15 protein-coding genes are annotated in these 15553 nt (G+C 69.9%); 5 read left to right on the top strand and 10 right to left on the bottom strand.

Features of this window, described 5'->3' with window-relative positions; genetic code table 11:
- Nucleotides 1-134 precede the first annotated feature (134 nt).
- Complete coding sequence (locus ACFVJX_RS17145; RefSeq protein ID WP_384123056.1) at nucleotides 135-710, top strand: TetR/AcrR family transcriptional regulator; 576 nt, start codon at nucleotides 135-137, stop codon at nucleotides 708-710.
- A 124-nt stretch (nucleotides 711-834) separates the two neighbouring features.
- Here the strand turns inward: ACFVJX_RS17145 and ACFVJX_RS17140 are convergent, their stop codons facing one another.
- The gene (locus ACFVJX_RS17140; RefSeq protein WP_384123054.1) at nucleotides 835-1365 is read right to left on the bottom strand and encodes a hypothetical protein; all 531 of its coding nucleotides are present in this window, start codon (nucleotides 1363-1365) and stop codon (nucleotides 835-837) included.
- A gap of 534 nt (nucleotides 1366-1899) precedes the next feature.
- Between ACFVJX_RS17140 and ACFVJX_RS17135 the strand changes: the two genes are divergently transcribed.
- A complete protein-coding gene (locus tag ACFVJX_RS17135) occupies nucleotides 1900-3012 on the top strand; it encodes a hypothetical protein (protein WP_384122919.1) in 1113 nt (370 codons plus the stop codon).
- Nucleotides 3013-3196: 184 nt separating this feature from the next.
- Here the strand turns inward: ACFVJX_RS17135 and ACFVJX_RS17130 are convergent, their stop codons facing one another.
- Complete coding sequence (locus tag ACFVJX_RS17130; RefSeq protein ID WP_384122917.1) at nucleotides 3197-3967, bottom strand: polysaccharide deacetylase family protein; 771 nt, start codon at nucleotides 3965-3967, stop codon at nucleotides 3197-3199.
- Between the two features lie 296 nt (nucleotides 3968-4263).
- On the opposite strand from ACFVJX_RS17130, the gene ACFVJX_RS17125 reads away from it, so the two are divergent.
- Nucleotides 4264-4848, top strand: a complete 585-nt coding sequence (locus ACFVJX_RS17125) for a hypothetical protein (protein WP_384122915.1) — start codon at nucleotides 4264-4266, stop codon at nucleotides 4846-4848.
- Between the two features lie 58 nt (nucleotides 4849-4906).
- On the opposite strand, the gene ACFVJX_RS17120 is transcribed toward ACFVJX_RS17125, so the two are convergent.
- Entirely contained in the window at nucleotides 4907-5377 is a 471-nt protein-coding gene (locus ACFVJX_RS17120) for an Lrp/AsnC family transcriptional regulator (RefSeq protein ID WP_384122913.1), read from the bottom strand.
- Between the two features lie 93 nt (nucleotides 5378-5470).
- On the opposite strand from ACFVJX_RS17120, the gene ACFVJX_RS17115 reads away from it, so the two are divergent.
- On the top strand, nucleotides 5471-6334 hold the full coding sequence (locus tag ACFVJX_RS17115; protein WP_384122911.1) for an LLM class flavin-dependent oxidoreductase: 864 nt from the start codon (nucleotides 5471-5473) through the stop codon (nucleotides 6332-6334).
- A complete protein-coding gene (locus ACFVJX_RS17110) occupies nucleotides 6331-6759 on the top strand; it encodes a nucleoside deaminase (protein WP_384122910.1) in 429 nt (142 codons plus the stop codon). The genes ACFVJX_RS17115 and ACFVJX_RS17110 overlap by 4 nt, the downstream gene beginning before the upstream one ends.
- On the opposite strand, the gene ACFVJX_RS17105 is transcribed toward ACFVJX_RS17110, so the two are convergent.
- The 7 genes from ACFVJX_RS17105 to ACFVJX_RS17075 all read right to left on the bottom strand — a co-directional run bounded on the left by ACFVJX_RS17105 (nucleotide 6750) and on the right by ACFVJX_RS17075 (nucleotide 15237).
- A complete protein-coding gene (locus ACFVJX_RS17105; protein WP_384122908.1) occupies nucleotides 6750-7031 on the bottom strand; it encodes a helix-turn-helix domain-containing protein in 282 nt (93 codons plus the stop codon). The genes ACFVJX_RS17110 and ACFVJX_RS17105 overlap by 10 nt on opposite strands.
- Nucleotides 7031-7615, bottom strand: coding sequence for a DUF2975 domain-containing protein (locus ACFVJX_RS17100; RefSeq protein ID WP_384122906.1), 585 nt, complete (start codon nucleotides 7613-7615; stop codon nucleotides 7031-7033). The genes ACFVJX_RS17105 and ACFVJX_RS17100 overlap by 1 nt, the downstream gene beginning before the upstream one ends.
- Before the next feature lie 236 nt (nucleotides 7616-7851).
- A complete protein-coding gene (locus tag ACFVJX_RS17095) occupies nucleotides 7852-9534 on the bottom strand; it encodes an ABC transporter family substrate-binding protein (protein WP_384122904.1) in 1683 nt (560 codons plus the stop codon).
- Between the two features lie 106 nt (nucleotides 9535-9640).
- Complete coding sequence (locus ACFVJX_RS17090; RefSeq protein WP_384122902.1) at nucleotides 9641-11728, bottom strand: dipeptide ABC transporter ATP-binding protein; 2088 nt, start codon at nucleotides 11726-11728, stop codon at nucleotides 9641-9643.
- On the bottom strand, nucleotides 11725-12627 hold the full coding sequence (locus tag ACFVJX_RS17085) for an ABC transporter permease (RefSeq protein WP_384123052.1): 903 nt from the start codon (nucleotides 12625-12627) through the stop codon (nucleotides 11725-11727). Before ACFVJX_RS17085 ends, ACFVJX_RS17090 begins: the two co-directional genes overlap by 4 nt.
- Nucleotides 12628-12679: 52 nt before the next feature.
- Nucleotides 12680-13663 (bottom strand): ABC transporter permease, encoded by a 984-nt coding sequence (locus ACFVJX_RS17080; RefSeq protein WP_384122900.1) that lies wholly within the window; start codon nucleotides 13661-13663, stop codon nucleotides 12680-12682.
- Between the two features lie 362 nt (nucleotides 13664-14025).
- The gene (locus tag ACFVJX_RS17075; protein WP_384122898.1) at nucleotides 14026-15237 is read right to left on the bottom strand and encodes a S8 family peptidase; all 1212 of its coding nucleotides are present in this window, start codon (nucleotides 15235-15237) and stop codon (nucleotides 14026-14028) included.
- Nucleotides 15238-15553 lie beyond the last annotated feature (316 nt).

Raw genomic sequence — 15553 nt, 5'->3', positions numbered from 1 at the left:
GGAGCACGGCCGGGGCACTGCCCGGCAGGACCTCCCCGGACCGGGCGGAGGAGCCGGAAACCCATTTACGAGTCACCGTGCTCCGTAAAGGTAACACATACGAGACACCATGCCTCGTATAAAGTGGCGACATGATGGATGGAAGCGGCCGCGGACGGCCCCGCAGTGAAAGCGCACGCGTCGCGGTGCTGCACGCCGTCGACGACCTCCTGGTCGAGGTCGGGTATGCGGCGCTGACCATGAAGGGCATCGCCGAGCGGGCGGGCGTGGGCCGTCAGACCGTGTACCGCTGGTGGTCGAACAAGGCCGAAGTCCTCTACGAGGCCAGCGCCATCGACGCCCGGCGCGAACTGTCCGTGACCTGTGGCGACGACCCCCGCAAGGACCTCGAGGCGTATCTCGACGCCCTCGTCGCCTTCTTGTCCCGTTCCGACGCAGGCGCGGCCTACCGCGCCCTCATCGGGGAAGCCCAGCACGACGCGGACGTCGCCGCACTGCTCAACTCCCGCGACATCCTCGGGGAAAGCGCCGCCGAGGTCGTGGCGGCGGCGCGGGAGTCGAGCGGCACCGCGCTCTCCCCCGAACAGGCGACCGCCCTCCTGATCGGGCCGGCCTTCTTCCACATCCTGTCGGGGCGCAGCGCGGACACCATCGACACCGAGCAGTTGGCGGAGCAGTTCATGCGCACCCTGAACCATCCGGGGGCATGAGGCACCCCCCGGGTCGACACGAAATCCTCAACTCACGAGTCGGGAGAACGTGTTCCGGCCCGGGAGGAATCCGGAGCAGTTCGCGTCCGGGAAACCGTGGTCCGGCTCGTGGGAAAGTCCGCTTTCAGCCGACGACGTGGATGACAGTCCCCTTCGTGGCGAAATCCCACAGGGCCGTTCCGTCCGCGACACTTTCGCGAATGGCCCCGGTCCGCACCGTGCTGTCGGGCGCGGGCGACGCTCCGTCGATGGCGTTGGAGAAGGCTGACTGCGTCCCGAAATAGACGGCATGCTCGATCTGCACGCCATCGCTCCCCGTTCCCTCCGCGCGTCGGAAGGCCACCGGGAATTCGCCCTTCGCCGGGGGCACATTGCCCGGCCACACCATGAACGTACGGACGGTGGACTCGCTGTCGGAGATCAGCCAGACCCTTTTCCGAGAAAGCGAGTACACGATCCGGCGCCCCGTCCCGGAGTCATCGGGAACCTTGTGCACCTTCGGCTTGGTGGCAGACGGGTGCGGCTTGGCGCTCGGCTCGGGACCGGGACTCGCGGCAGTCCCCTCCGGCATGTTCCGGGAAGCCTGTACCGACAGAAGGGAAACCGCGGCGAGGGCGGCCACCAGCAGAACGACGATCCAGACGCCGGAGGGCATCTTGCGGGTCGACACCAGACTGCTCCCTCTATGTCGCACGCTGCCCGTTACGGGGCAGCCTCTGCCCGTTGCGGGTCAGCCTCTGCCCCTCCACGGGTCAGCACGGGTCGGCCTCCGCGATCATCAGCCTATCGGAGCAACTAGGGCTCCGGCGCGGCGAGTCGACGCCCCCGCCGCCGCATGAGGCCACTCGGCGCTGCTTTGCGCAAACACCTGAAAACTCTTGCAGAAAGCCTTGACGCGTACACGCCTTAGCGGCAGGCTCCGACGCGGAATCCCCCCACGGCAGCCTCCCCACGAGTAGCTGCCTCCTTGGGCACAGCCGTGCCCGACGCCGAAGGAGCCGTGCCATGCAGCACCGAATCCGACTGCTGGGCGGGGCGCTTGGGGCCACCTCCGCCGCAGTCGGCCCCGCCGCACGCACAGCCTTCGAGCCGCCGGTCCCGCATCAGTAAGAAATTTCTGCTTCTTGCGCAACTCCGGGTCAGGGACGCCACGTTCCGCGTCGGAACCGCGCACCAGGAAGGGATCTTCATGCGAGCAGCACCCACCCGACCGCACGGGCCGTTCCGAGCCCGCCCCCACACCGCCACACTCGCTCTCGCGGCGGGATGCCTCGGCGCCGCCCTGATCGTCTCCCCCGGGCCCGCGAGCGCCACCGGCCCCGCGGCAACGGCTTCCGCAGCCCCGGGTTCGCACTACGCGAATGCGGCCCCGGGTTCGCACTACGCGACCAATCCCGACGGCCGGCTAGGAGCGGCCGCTGCCGTCACCGTCGACGGGGACGCCGCCGAGTGGACCCAGGACATGATCGTCGCTCAGGGCGTGGCCAACGACGATCCCCGGATCTTCCGGGGCAGTCACGAGGGCCCGGTCTACGACCTGTACTCGCTGTCCGCCGCGTGGGACGACGAAAACCTCTACCTGATGTGGCAGTTCACCAACGTCACGGACGTGACCGACCCCGCCCAGGGGTATCCGACCAGCGACAACGGCAAGCCGTACAACGGCGACATCCCCATCTCCATCGCCCTGGACGTGGATCCGGCAACGGGCAGCGACGGGGTCGTCGAGGCCGATGCCCCGGACGGGGTCTGGGGGCTGCACGACACCTTCGGCAACGCCGAGGTCGACCACCTGGCCATGTTCTCCAGCAAGCCGGGCGTGGGCCAGCCCGCGCTGTTCACCCTGAACGCCGAGGGAGCCTTCGACTACGAGAAGGACAACAACCTCCCCTTCAAGGCGAACGGCATCACCTACGCCCACGCCGACGGCCTCACCGCCTCCGAGGTCATCGGCATCAACGACACCGGCAACGCCGGTTACGTTCCGGCGGATCTCGAGGACCAGGACCTGTACGAGGACCTCCTCGTGGCGGGGCACGACCCCGAGCAGGACACGACGTACGAGATCGGCATCCCGCTCAAGACGCTGGGGACCGACAGGGATGCCCTGGAGAGCACCGGGCTTGGCGTCATGCTCGTCTCGACCTTCGGCCAGTCGGCCATCGGCTCGCTCCCCCAGGACCCGACGGTGCTCGACAACGCCACCGAGCCGTACAGCGCGGACACGTCCACCTCGGCCGAGAAGGAGGACTACGACACCTTCACCGAGCCGTTCGCCCGGGTCGGCCACGCCGCCGGGTAGCGCGAGTGGTGCGGGTGGCGCGGATGGCGCGAATGGCACCGTCCCGCACGAGGCCCGCGGGGTGTTCCGGGCGGACATCCCGCGGGGCGGCGGCCGGGGGCTGCGGCAGCGGCAGCGGCAGCGGCAGCGGCAGCGGCAGCGGCAGCGGCAGCGGCAGCGGGGAAGGCTTCCCGGGCCTCGCTGGTCACCGCACGGGGAAGCCGAAGGTGTACCCCTGCTGCTTCAGCCAGGGCAGCACCTCACGCAGCGCGGCCAAGGTCTGGGCGCGGTCCCCTCCCGCGTCGTGGAAGAGGATGGTCGGTCCGTTGGAGATCTCGCTCTTGACCGTGGAGACGATGGCGTCGACACCCGGGTGCTCGAAGTCCTTGGTGTCGACGTTCCAGCCCAACGGGCGCATCCCCCGGGACGCGGCGAGTTGACGGCTGTACGGGGTGAACGCACCGCCGGGAGCGCGGTAGTACTGCGGCCGGACGCCTCCGGACGCCTTGGTGATCATGCGTTCGGCGTCCAGGATCTGCTGGGACTGGTACGCCTCGGACTTGCCGTCCATGGCGGTGTCGTGCGAGACCGTGTGGTCGCACAGCCGGTGTCCGGCCGCCACTACGTCCTTGACCAGGTCCGGGTGTGCCTGCGCCTGCGTGCCGACCATGCAGAAGGTCGCCTTCACCCCGCTGTCCTTCAGCAGTTGGAGCACCTGCGGGGTCCAGACCGGGTCCGGTCCGTCGTCGATGGTGATGTTGACGCCCTTGGCACCGCGGTCCGAGGCGTGCGCGATGTCCACCGCCACCTTGGCCACCTTGCCCTGGGCCGGCGCCGACACACGCGCCTGCGGCTGCCGCCCACCGGTGGTGTCGGCCTGAGCGGTCCACACCGAGGTGGCGGCGGCCACCGCCGTCACCCCGAGGGCCGCCGCGAGGAGCCGGCTGTGCCATGCCCTGCCCTTGTGTCGTGCCATGTCCGCCCGCCCCTTTGCCGTCTCCCCGATGCCGTGCACCCATGAAGACACACGAACGCCCCCACAAGATCCCTCGGTTACCAAGCGCGGACGAATCTGCAGGGGGCCGGCGACAAACGCGGGAGTTCCGCGACAGACAGGGGCGCGAGGGCAGGGGCGCGAGGGCAGGGGCGCGAGGGCATGGGCGGCGCCTAGGCGTCGGCGGCGGCCGCGGGAACCGGCACGTACGGGCGTTACGTCTGGGACAGGACGGCCAGGTCGTCGATGGTCCGGGAACCCCGAAAGGCGGCCGCACCATGTTCGTCCTGCTGATGTACGGCGCCGCACTCGCCACACCGATCTGGGCCGTCGCGGTCGTGGTGAAACTGGTCTCGGTGGTCCTGCCCGGACGCCGGCCGGACTGGGCCGGGGACCTGCTGCGCCGGCTCGCGGCCATGGCTGCCGCGGCAGCCGTCATCGTGTACACGATCGGGCTCGGCGTGGTCCAGTGGGACGCCATCGCGGCCGAGCACGGCGCGGGTTCCTCGCCCGCCGTTCCGTGCCGCTCCCTCCCGCCCGGCACGCTCGGCCAGGTCGCCGGGCACGAACCTTCCTACGTCCCGCTGGGTTTCGACTGTGTGCTGAACAGCGGCCGCGTCGTCCCGGCCGACGGGCCCTACAACGTACTGAACGGCCTGACCGCCGCCTTCGCCCTGGCTGCGGTGCTGTTGCTGCTCGCCGTGGGATTCCTGGACGAGTACCGGGCGCGGGCCCGGCACAGGTCGGAGACGAACACGCAGGAGAACACGGAAGAGAACACGGAGAGGGAAGCGGGGACGGAAGCGGATCAGAACGCGGACCCGGTGGACGACCAGCAGGACGCCCAGCAGAACGCTCACTGAACACGCCAACCCGTCGCCCACCCCGCGCCCGTGCCCACGCCCACGCCCGCGCCTCCGGCTATCCGGCCTTGTCCGCCCGGGGCTCGCGCGGGCCCCGGAACGACTGTGGGCGGCTGAGGACGAGGTTGGTGGTCGTGCTTCCGAACTGGGCCAGTTCGTCGACGATCTCCTCCAGGTGCGCCATCGATGTGGTCGCCACCTTCAGTACGTAGCAGTCGTCCCCCGTGGTGCGCAGGCACTCCAGGACCTCCGAGCGCTCCTCGATCAGCCGGCGCAACGGTCCGTGCCGGGTCCCCGGTCCCGGGTACTTGAGCCGGACCACCGCGGTGACCGCGTAACCGGTCCGCTCCAGGTCGACCTCCGCCCGGTACCCCGTGATCACCCCGGCCCCCTCCAGGCGCCGCACCCGCTCCTTCGTCGCCGACGCGCTCAGGTTCACCCGTCGTGCCAGCTCCGTGAACGCGATCCGGCCGTCCCGTTGGAGCTCCGCCAGGATCGCCCAGTCCGTCGTATCAAGACTCTCGGTCATCCGGCCAGATTACCGGCGGATCCACGGCCGGACGGCTTCTGAACAGGCGGGAAATACTTCTGGGGCCGGTACGGCGTGGCTAGGCTGATCGTCGTGAAGATCGGAGTCAACGTCCTCAATTTCGGCCCCGGCACCGACCCGGGAGTCCTTCGCGACTGGGCCCGGACCGTCGAGGGTCTGGGTTTCGACCTGCTCATGGTCTCGGACCACATCGCCATCACGCCGGATGTCGCCGAGCGCTATCCGGCCCCCTTCTACGAACCCTTCACCACCCTGTCCTGGCTGGCCGGCCTCACCTCCCGGGTCCGGCTCGGCACGACGGTCCTCATCGCCCCCTACCGGCATCCGCTGCTCACCGCGCGCATGGCGGCCAACCTGAACGAACTGAGCGGTGGCCGGCTGGTACTCGGAGTGGGGGTGGGGTGGGCGCGGCAGGAGTTCGCCGCTCTCGGGATCCCGTTCGAACAGCGTGGGCGACTGACCGAGAACCACCTCCGGGACGTGCGGGCGGCGTGGGCGGACACCGCCTCCTACGGGGACCGGAAGATCCCGGTGTGGGTCGGTGGCAACAGCGATGCCGGGCTGCGCCGGGCCGTGCGGCTCGGGGACGCGTGGCATCCGCTGCGCTGCACCGTGCCGTGGCTGCGCGAAGCCGCGGTCAGGCTGCGGGCGTACGCGGACGAGCAGCGGCTCCCCGTGCCCGCCCTGGCGCCCCGGATCGCTCTCCGTGTCACCGCGGCACCGGTCGAAGGACCGCAGCGGCTCGCCGGGGAGGGCACCATCGACCAGATCATGGACGACCTCGATCAACTGCGGTCGCTGGGCGCCCAGTCCGTCGTCCTCGACCCCTACAGCGGCGACCCGGCCGAGACCCGCGACCCGCAGGCGGCCTGGCAGGCACTCGCCACGGTCGCCGCGCACTTCTACCCACCACGCACCGGAACGGAGCCGTCATGACCACGCCCGACGACCACACCCTTCTCAGGCGGGCCATCGCGCTGGCGGCCGAGGCCCGCGCGGGAGGCAACCCGCCGTTCGGCTCGCTGCTCGCGGGGCCGGACGGCACGGTCCTGGCGGAGGATCGCAACACGACCCTCACGGAGGGGGACATCACCGCGCACCCGGAGCTGAAGCTGGCGAGGTGGGCCGCGAAGGAGCTGGACCCGGCCACGGCGGCGGAGACCACGATGTACACGAGCTGCCAGCCGTGCGACATGTGCGAGGTGGTCATCCAACGGGCCGGGCTGCGAAGGGTCGTGTTCGCCCTGTCCAACGAACAGCTCCTGGACATCAGGCCGGGCAGCGGCCTGCCCCCGGTGCCGCAGACCGGTCCCGCGCTGCTCGACGAGGTCCGGGCCGTGGTCGAGGGGTACTACCGCTGAGGGCGGCCCCGCCCCTCTCCCGCGCCGTCCGCCTCACCGCCGGGGGCCGGGGCGGGAGGGCGCGACATCAGGTCGCCCGGCTGGCAGTCCAGGACGTCGCAGATCCTGGACAGCGTGGAGAAGCGGATGGCCTTGGCGCGGCCGTTCTTCAGCACGGACAGGTTCGCGATGGTGATGCCCACCTGCGCGGAGAGTTCGGTGAGGGTCATTCCGCGCTCGGCCAGGAGCCTGGTGAGGTGGATCTCGATCGAGTGCTGTTCCTCTTCGGGCATCAGATGGTCCCTTCGAGGTCCTCTCTCATGCGCGCACCTTCGCGCATGGCCTGCCCCATGATGACCGCGGCGAGGCCGGTCAGGAGGAGCGGCCACGGCCAGTCGAGGGTCGGCTGGGACCCGGCCACCGGCGCCATGCTCCCCACGAGCGCGGACTTCGACCAGCCCGTGGCGAGAGCCGTCACGGTCGCGCCCACGGCGAGGAACCAGCCGAGGGTGCGCAGCCGCTGCGCCGCGGCGGCGACGAACGGGCCGTCCTTCACCACGGTGTTCAACAGCAGACAGAAGAGCAGCAGCGCCACGAAAGTGAAGAGGTACCACGGCAGTTGAACCCCGACGTCGCCCATCCGCTGCACCCCCGTGGGATGCTCCTGGCAGAGACGTGTGACGGTGCCGGAGCCCGTCACGCCTGGCACGACCGGCAGCTCGTGCCCCAGTGACGCGTTGGCCCAGAAGTCCGTCTCCACGCAGACGTCACCGTCGTCGAGCAGCCTCGAAGCCGTCTTGCCGACGAAGGCGACCCCGCTGAGCACGGTCAGCCAGTAGACCGCCCTGGCCAGGAATTTCGTCAGTCGCGTATCCATCACGACCACCCCCTTATCGAATATCGATATGCTAGCGGACCATATCGATAAACGGCAACCCAGTGCGCGTACGTCACCGACGTCGCGAAGGGCCAGGGGTGGGGCGCGGGAGATCCACGGGGCCGGAGCCGTCGGCCGCCATGTGAGTCTCTCTCAGTACGACTGCTGACGTCCGGCGGCCCCGAGGGGCGTCCCGCCCGGCCGGCGGGGCGCTCCCTCGGTGTACCGGGCGTGCGTCACTTCTCCCAGCCGACGGTCTCCGGGAGCGGGGTGTAGAAGATCGTCGCGCCGACGTTGGCGAGGCCCTTCTTCACGCCGTACGTCGAGGGGCCGCTGAACAGCGGCAGGAAGGCGTACTGCTGGAGCGCCTTCTTCTCCACCTTGTTGACCGCAGCGGCCTGCTCGTCGAGGTCGGCGATCTCGGTGGTGGCCCGGATCTCCTTGTCCAGCGCCTTGGTTCCCGCGCCGGTGATGTTGGAGTCGCGGTCGGAGCAGTAGAAGTCGCACAGGTAGCGGGTGCCGAACGGGTCCATGGAGCGGTTGCCCGAGAGGAAGATGTCGAAGCTCCGGTCGCTGAGGACCTTGGAGAAGTCCGCGTCGTCGCCCTTCTTGATGACGAGATGGACGCCCACCGGCTTCAGCATCGCGACGAAGGCTCCGGCGATGGCCTTCCCCAGCGGATCGTCACCGAGAAGCGTGTAGCCGACCTCGAGCTTCTTGCCGTTCTTGACGCGGACGCCGTCCGAACCGGGCTTCCAGCCCGCCGCGTCGAGGGACTTGGCCGCTGCCTCCGGGTCGTATTTCAGGACGGACGAGAGGTTGTCCTCGTAGCCCTTCTGGAAGCTGTACAGCACGGCCGAACCCGGCAGCGGCTCCTTGTAGTCGAGCCCCTGGAACTGGATCTTCGCGATCTGTGCGCGGTCCACGCTCTGCTCGATGGCCTTGCGGACGGCCTTCTCCGAGAGGACGGAGGACTTCGTGTTGAAGCTGAGCGAGTACTCGAAGGGGCTGCCGCCACTGCGGATCTCCGTGCCCTTGAGCCCCTTGACCTGCTTCAGGCTCTCCGCGTCGACGGCGGAGGTGTAGTCGAGCTGGCCGTTCTTGAAGGCGTTGACCCCGGCGGTCGGCTCCAGGTTGACGTAGACGCGCTTGTCGAGCTTGCCCTTCTTGCCCCACCACTTCGGGTTGCGGACGAAGGTGATGTTGCCCGAGTGCGTGTCCCACTTGCCGACCGTGTACGGGCCCGCACCCCACTCCGGGTGGGCCTTCTTCACGTACGCGTTGTTGAAGTTGGCGACCGTGGCGGCCTTGGGGTGCAGGAAGGTGGTGAACAGCGTCGACCAGGCGGCGTTGATGCCCTTGAAGGTGATGACGGCCTGCTTGGCGTTCTTGCCCTGCTCGACCGAGGTGATCTGGTCGTAGCCGTCCGTGGACGAGGCCGCGAAGGCCTTGTCGGAGCCGTTGTTGGTCTTCCAGGTGGCCTCGATCGCCTTCCAGTCGATCGGGGTGCCGTCGTTGAAGGTGGCCTTCGGGTTGATCGTCAGGGTCACCTTCTGGTTGCCGCCCTCGACCGCGACCTTCACATCGCTGTAGTAGTCCGGGTTGTACTGCACGTCACCGGTGGGCGAGTACGTGATCGCGGCTGCGTTGTACCAGCCCCACACCCGGGAGGCGGTCAGCGTGGCGTTGACGTTGAAGGGGTTGCCCTGGTCGTCGAAGGTGCCGACCGTCGTGTACGTGCCGCCGTCCTTGATCTTGTCGTACGGCTGCGGGTTGTAGTCGACGGCGGCCGACGCGGCCTTGGGCGCGTCCTTCTTCGCCCCGTCGGCATCGTCGCTCCCGGAGGAGGACTGGCACGCGGTGGCGGCGACGGAGACGGCGGCGACGAGGGCTATGGGCAGGGCCAGTCTTGCGCGCATGGCGAAAGGGTTCCTTCTGGTTCGGTGGTCCGGGCGGACAGGCCCGGTGGGGGCTGAGCGGCGGGCCCTCGGCCGGGAACAGCGTTCCCGGTGCGCGGGCGTGGCCTCAGACGGCGTGACAGGCGTACTGGTGGCCGGGGTCCTCGGCAACCGCCGTCGGCGCTGGTCGTTCCGTACGACAGCGCCGGCGGATGTCCTCGTCGGCGACGCGGTGGAGCGGACAGCGGTCGACGAAGACGCAGCCCGTGGGCACCCGGACGGCGCTCGGCTGCTCGCCCTCCAGCACCACCCGCTCCCGGCTGCGTTCGAGCTGTGGGTCGGGCACCGGGATCGCGGACAGCAGCGCCCGGGTGTACGGGTGCCGGGGATCGGAGAAGAGCGTCTCCGTCTCCCCCGTCTCGACGATGTGACCGAGGTACATCACCGCGACCCGGTCCGAGATGTACCGGACCACGGCCAGGTCGTGCGCCACCACCAGGTAGGCCAGGGAGAGTTCGCGCTTCAGCCGGGCCAGCAGGTTGATCACCCCGGCCTGCACCGACACGTCCAGCGCCGACAGCGGCTCGTCCAGGACGAGCAGTTTCGGCTCGGTGGCCAGGGCGCGGGCGATACCGACCCGCTGGCGCTGTCCGCCGGAGAGCGCGGCCGGGAACCGGTCGCTCACGGCGTCGTCCAGACCGACCAGCCCCAGCAGTTCACCGATGCGGGAGCGGATCGACTCGCGGTCCCGGCCGATGGCCTGGAGCGGCTCGGCGAGCAGCTGGTAGACGGGCAGCCGCGGGTCCAGGGCCCCCAGCGGGTCCTGCATGACGATCTGTACGTCCCGGCGCAACTCCCGTACGCGCGCGGCGGATCCGGCCTCGCCGACATCGGTGCCGGCGATCTCGATCCGGCCGCCCTCGGGCTGCCGGAGCCGCAGGATCTCCAGCAGCGTCGTCGTCTTGCCGCTGCCGGACTCGCCCACCAGGCCGAGCGTCTCCCCTGCGCGCAGCTCGAAGCTCACCCCGCTCACGGCGTGCAGCGTGCCGACCCGGCGTTTGAGTACGGCGCCCTTGGTGACCGGGAACGTCTTGACGAGGTCCTCGACCCGGAGCACCACGTCGCCGGGCCCGGAAGCCGCGGGTGCCGCAACGGCGTCGGCGGACTCGACGGCGCCCGCCGGGTCCAGGGTGCCGTCGGCGATCTCGTCGGCGCGCAGGCACGCCACGTCCCCGTGACCGGCGATCCCGCGCAGCGCGGGCTCGTCGGTGCGGCACGCGTCGATGGCGACGGTGCAGCGGTCCGCGAAGGGGCAGCCGGACGGCAGGCCCACGAGGGCGGGCGGCTCCCCGCCGATCGGGACCAGGGGGCGGTGGACCCCGCTGTCCACGGTCGGGACCGCGGCGAGCAGCCTCGCGGTGTACGGCATGGTCGGGCGGCGGAACAGTTCGTCGACGCCCGCCCGCTCCACGAACCGGCCCGCGTACATGACAGCGATGTCGTCCGCGTGGCCTGCGACGACTCCGAGGTCGTGGGTGATCAGGACGAGTCCGGCGCCGGTCTCCTCCTGTGCCAGCCGCAGCACGTCGAGGATCTGTGCCTGCACGGTGACGTCGAGGGCGGTGGTGGGCTCGTCGGCGACGAGCACGGACGGCTTGTTGGCGATGGCCATGGCGATGACGACGCGCTGGCGCATGCCGCCGGAGAACTCGTGCGGGAAGGACCGGGCCCGGTTGGCGGGGTCGGGAATGCCGACGAGGTCGAGCAGTTCGACAGCCTGGTCCCAGGCCGCCTTCTTCGTCAGGTCCTGGTGGATCCGCAGGGCGTCGGAGAGTTGCCGGCCGACGGTGAAGATCGGGGTGAGCGCGGACAGCGGGTCCTGGAAGACCATGCCGATGGCGTCGCCCCGTATGCCGGAGAGCGCCTTGTCGCCGAGGCCGATCAGCTCCCGGCCGCCGAGCAGCACCTGGCCGCCGAGATCGGCGGAGGGCGGCAGCAGGCCCATGATGCCCATGGCGGTGGCCGACTTGCCCGAGCCGGACTCGCCGACGATGCCGAGGGTCCGGCCCGGCAGCAGGTCGAAGCTGACGCCGCGCACCGCCTCGACCCGCCCGGCCTCCGAGGGGAAGGAGATCCGCAGGTCCCGCACGGAGAGCACGGGGGTGGTGACGTCGTCGGCCGGTTCGGTTCTGGGCAGGGTCGTCGTGCGGGTCATCGTCGGCCTCCTGCCGCGCCGGTCACTGACATCGGGTCGAGGGCGTCGCGCAGTCCGTCGCCGACGAAGGTCATCGACACGGTGAGCAGGACGACCAGGCCCGCGGGGAAGGCGAAGAGCCAGGGTGCGCTGGTGACGGTGCTCGCGCCGTCCGCGAGCATCGTGCCGAGCGAGACGTCCGGGGTCTGGACGCCGAACCCGAGGAAGGACAGGGCGGTTTCGCTCAGGACGGTCGCGACGACACCGAGCGTCAGGTTGACGATGAGGAGCGATCCGAGGTTGGGGATGATGTGGCGCAGGATGATGCGCAGCGGGCTCACCCCCATGAACTCGGCGGCCGTCACGTAGTCCCGTTCGCGCAGTGAGGTCGATACCGACCAGATCACCCGGGCGGTGGACATCCAGCCGAACACCGTCAGCACGACGATGAGCACCCGCCAGTCGCCGGCCAGCCGGTTGGAGACCAGGGCGAGGATGAGGAAGGAGGGGACGATCAGCAGGAAGTGGATGACGGCGAGCGTCGCCTTCTCCACCCGGCCGCCGAAGTAGGCGGCGCTGGAGCCGATGACCGCGGCGACGACGATGGTCAGGACGGAGACGCTGACCGCGATCGCCAGGGACCGCTGGAGGCCGTGCACGGCCGAGGCGTAGACGTCGTTGCCGCCCTGGTTGGTGCCGAACCAGTGGGTGGCGCTCGGTGGCTGGGTGAGCGCGGCGAAGTCGGCGTCGGAGTAGGTGTACGAGGTGAACAGCCCGCCGAACGCGCTGAACAGCACCAGCGCCACGAAGATCAGCACCCCGACGACGGCGAGGCGGTTGCGCAGGAAGCGCCGCAGGTAGAGCCGGCCGAGGCCGAGGTTGCGCCCGTTCTTCCGGGCGGGGAGCGCCGCTTGGTGCACCTCGTCCGGTGACGGGGGTGTCGAGGGGCCGGCCGTCACGTCCGTGGCCACGTCAGCTCACTCTCACTCTCGGGTCGAGGAGGGCCGTGGCGATGTCCGCGAGGATCGCGCCGATCGCGGTCAGGGCGGCGGCGAAGGCGGCCGTCGCGACCGCGCCGTGCACGTCGTTCTTGCTGATGGTCTGGATGAAGTAGCGGCCCATGCCGTTCCAGCCGAAGATCGTCTCGGTGATGATGGCCCCGGTGAAGATGGCCGGGACGCTGAACGCCACGGAGGTCGCCGTCGGGATGAGCGCGGTCCGCAGGGCGTGCCGGCGGATCGCCTTGGTCCGGGTGAGTCCGGTGGCCCGTGCGGTGCGCACGAAGTCGGCGTTGATCGTGTCGAGCAGCAGTGAGCGCTGGGTCAGGTGGTAGCCGACGTAGCCCATCAGGGTCAGGGTCAGGGTCGGCAGGATCAGGTGCAGGAAGCGGTCCCCGATCGTCGGGAGCAGCCCCTCGACGTTCGGTGAGTTCTCCCCCGCGACGTAGAGGAACCGCAGCCCGGCGTGCTGGTTGAGCCAGATGGCGACGAAGACCACGGCGAGCGCGGCGACGGACGTCGGGATGTTGAACACCGCGATGGAGATGGCCTGCGAGACCCTGTCCGCCCAGCCGTACTGCCGCGACGCGGTGTACACGCCCATCGATACGCCGATCACCACGGAGAGGACCGTCGCGATGACGACCAGCTCCGCGCTGACGAGCGAGCGGTAGCCGATCTCCCCGTTGACGGAGACCCCGGTGGGGGACTTCCCCCAGTCGAAGTGGACGACGACGGAGGTGAGCCAGTCCCACCACCGCTGCACGACCGGCACCTGCGGGTCCAGGTTGTAGGGCGCGAGCGCCCGGTCGATCTGGGCCTCGGTGCGGACGGGCCGCAGCTCCTTGAAGTTCGACCGCGGGTCCAGGAACCAACTGGACAGGAAGTAGGTGGCGTTGGTCGCGACCACGATCATCATCAGCCAGCCCGCCGCCTTGCGCGTCACATAGCGCACCATGCGCGGAACCTCCTCACCGCACGCGAACGGTGCGCTTCGGGGTCGCCGGGTCTGGGGGACGTATGCATGTGCCGCGGAGCTTTCTGGGGGGACGGGCCGTGAGCACAGATGTGCGGGCGTCAGTCTGGTCCGCGATTCCGTCGCGCCACCAGAGCTCGGTTGATCTCGCCATGACACCGAAATACCGCTGTAGCAAACAGTCCTGACATATCTGGATCCGACCGCTTCGGCGCGCGGTGTCGCGCAGCGCTGGAACAAGCCGTTGAACTGGCCTTTCAGGCCAGTTCGGGTTCCGGTGGGACGAGGTATACCGGGGGTGCGTACAGGGGATCGCCCCGTACGCACCCCCGGCTTTCGGCCCGTTACGGGACGAGCTTGAGCAGCTTGTTCGGTGAGCCGGTACCGATGCCCGTGAGGACGCCGGACGTCGCGCCGTTCACGAGTGCCGAGGCCACGGCCGCCGGGGAGGCGCCGGGGTGGTTCGTCAGGTAGACCGCCGCGGCACCGGAGACGTGCGGTGCGGCGAAGGACGTGCCGTCACCGGTGTAGGTGGCGGTGTCCGAGCTGTTCCAGCCGGCCGTGATGCCGGAGCCCGGCGCGAAGATGTCCACGGTGGAGCCGTAGTTGGAGTAGCTCGCGCGGGCGTCGGTCCGGGTGGTGGCACCGACGGTGATGGCGGTGTCGACCCGGGCGGGGGAGTAGTTGGACGCGAGCGCCCCCGAATTGCCGGCCGCGATGGAGTACGTCACTCCGGACGCGATCGACTTGCGCACCGCGTCGTCCAGCGTGGTGCTGGCTCCGCCGCCGAGCGAGACGTTCGCCACGGACGAGGCGACGTGGTTGGCGGTGATCCAGTCGACGCCCGCGATGACCCCGGCGGTGGTGCCGGAGCCGTCGTTGCCGAGGACCCGGACGGCGACGATCTTCGCCTTCTTCGCGACCCCGTAGGTGCTTCCGGCGACGGTCGTGGCGACATGGGTGCCGTGCCCGTAACCGTCCTGCGCGGTGGTGTCGTTGTCGACGAAGTCGTAGCCGTACGAGGCCCGGCCGCTGATCTCCTGGTGGGTGATGCGCACACCGGTGTCCAGGACGTAGACGGTGGTGCCGCCGCCCGCCGAGTCCGGGTAGGTGTACGTGCCGCTCAGCGGCAGGTTCGCCTGGTCGATCCGGTCGAGGCCCCAGGGGGCGTTGCTCTGGGTGGCGGTCGCGTGGACCTTCTGGTCCTGCTCGACCGAGGCGACGGCCGGGTCGGCGGCGAGCCGCTTGGCCGCGGTGCTGCCGAGGTGCGCGGCGTAGCCGTTCAGCGCGGACGAGTAGGTGCGGTCGATCCGGCCGCCGTAGCCGGATATGAGCCGCTTGCCGTCGGCCGCGGACGCCTTGAACCCGGCCGACTGCTTCAGGGTGACGATGTAGCTGCCGGGCACCGCCTCGGCCGCCCCCGCGTGCAGGACTCTGCCTTCCGCGGGTGCCGCCTGGGCGGGTAAGGCGGCGCCGACTCCGGTTGCCAGTGCCACGGTCGCCACGGTGGTGATCAGTGCGGCGATCCGACGCCTGGTGTTGCGTGATGCTGCCATCGGGAGGTCCTCCTCGAACGGTGGCACGCGAGGGGTCCACGCGCCCGCTGGGTCGCGGCGTACGGGTTCGTACGCCGCGACTGACGATGGCGCGGCGGATTCGGTCCGGACAAGCGATCCCAAGATGCTGTCATGACCCCGCCACAGTGTTGGCGCTGCGTCAACCGGCCGTAACAGAACGCAACATGACCTTCGTGCGGCGTGCACGGTCCACCGCCCCGCAATGCGCCTTTTCCAGATCCGCACCGGAGATCGGGATGCCCACGCCGCGTCCCGGTGTTGGTTGACGGGTGGACGCCCCGACCGCATGAACCGA

The sequence above is a fragment of the Streptomyces sp. NPDC127177 genome (assembly GCF_042672475.1).
Taxonomy (GTDB): domain Bacteria; phylum Actinomycetota; class Actinomycetes; order Streptomycetales; family Streptomycetaceae; genus Streptomyces.
This window is presented reverse-complemented; position numbering and strand designations above follow the sequence as displayed.

What these genes read in the sequence shown, in the direction of transcription:
- ACFVJX_RS17130 (WP_384122917.1), bottom strand. Translation starts at nt 3,967, where the DNA reads ATGGCACGACACAAGGGCAGGGCATGGCACAGCCGGCTCCTCGCGGCG.
- ACFVJX_RS17095 (WP_384122904.1), bottom strand. Translation starts at nt 9,534, where the DNA reads ATGCGCGCAAGACTGGCCCTGCCCATAGCCCTCGTCGCCGCCGTCTCC.
- ACFVJX_RS17090 (WP_384122902.1), bottom strand. Translation starts at nt 11,728, where the DNA reads ATGACCCGCACGACGACCCTGCCCAGAACCGAACCGGCCGACGACGTC.
- ACFVJX_RS17080 (WP_384122900.1), bottom strand. Translation starts at nt 13,663, where the DNA reads ATGGTGCGCTATGTGACGCGCAAGGCGGCGGGCTGGCTGATGATGATC.
- ACFVJX_RS17075 (WP_384122898.1), bottom strand. Translation starts at nt 15,237, where the DNA reads ATGGCAGCATCACGCAACACCAGGCGTCGGATCGCCGCACTGATCACC.
- ACFVJX_RS17125 (WP_384122915.1), top strand. Translation starts at nt 4,264, where the DNA reads ATGTTCGTCCTGCTGATGTACGGCGCCGCACTCGCCACACCGATCTGG.
- ACFVJX_RS17110 (WP_384122910.1), top strand. Translation starts at nt 6,331, where the DNA reads ATGACCACGCCCGACGACCACACCCTTCTCAGGCGGGCCATCGCGCTG.
- ACFVJX_RS17140 (WP_384123054.1), bottom strand. Translation starts at nt 1,365, where the DNA reads ATGCCCTCCGGCGTCTGGATCGTCGTTCTGCTGGTGGCCGCCCTCGCC.
- ACFVJX_RS17135 (WP_384122919.1), top strand. Translation starts at nt 1,900, where the DNA reads ATGCGAGCAGCACCCACCCGACCGCACGGGCCGTTCCGAGCCCGCCCC.
- ACFVJX_RS17120 (WP_384122913.1), bottom strand. Translation starts at nt 5,377, where the DNA reads ATGACCGAGAGTCTTGATACGACGGACTGGGCGATCCTGGCGGAGCTC.
- ACFVJX_RS17100 (WP_384122906.1), bottom strand. Translation starts at nt 7,615, where the DNA reads ATGGATACGCGACTGACGAAATTCCTGGCCAGGGCGGTCTACTGGCTG.
- ACFVJX_RS17105 (WP_384122908.1), bottom strand. Translation starts at nt 7,031, where the DNA reads ATGCCCGAAGAGGAACAGCACTCGATCGAGATCCACCTCACCAGGCTC.
- ACFVJX_RS17145 (WP_384123056.1), top strand. Translation starts at nt 135, where the DNA reads ATGGATGGAAGCGGCCGCGGACGGCCCCGCAGTGAAAGCGCACGCGTC.